The sequence below is a fragment of the Clostridioides sp. ZZV14-6387 genome (assembly GCF_020657835.1).
GTDB lineage: Bacteria > Bacillota > Clostridia > Peptostreptococcales > Peptostreptococcaceae > Clostridioides > Clostridioides difficile_A.
The window spans coordinates 1-439 of record NZ_JAGWCW010000106.1; the positions used below are offsets into that span (position 1 = coordinate 1).

1 rRNA gene is annotated in these 439 nt (G+C 60.6%); it reads right to left on the reverse strand.

Annotated elements, in window-relative coordinates:
* Positions 1 to 439, reverse strand: a 16S ribosomal RNA gene (locus tag KGF38_RS20070); the annotation flags it as partial.

A 439-nucleotide genomic window follows, 5' to 3' on the forward strand; every position in this document is an offset into this window, starting at 1 on the left:
GACTACTGGGGTATCTAATCCTGTTCGCTCCCCTAGCTTTCGCGCCTCAGCGTCAGTAGCGGCCCAGAAGGCTGCCTTCGCCATCGGTGTTCTTCCCGATATCTGCGCATTCCACCGCTACACCGGGAATTCCACCTTCCTCTACCGCACTCGAGCCCGCCAGTTCGGGGTCCGGCCAGAGGTTGAGCCCCTGGATTTGAAACCCCGCTTGACGGGCCGCCTACGCGCGCTTTACGCCCAATGAATCCGGATAACGCTCGCTCCCTACGTATTACCGCGGCTGCTGGCACGTAGTTAGCCGGAGCTTCTTCTGCAGGTACCTTCACTATATTCCCTGCTGAAAGCGGTTTACAACCCGAAGGCCGTCGTCCCGCACGCGGCGTTGCTGCGTCAGGGTTGCCCCCATTGCGCAAAATTCCCCACTGCAGCCTCCCGTAGG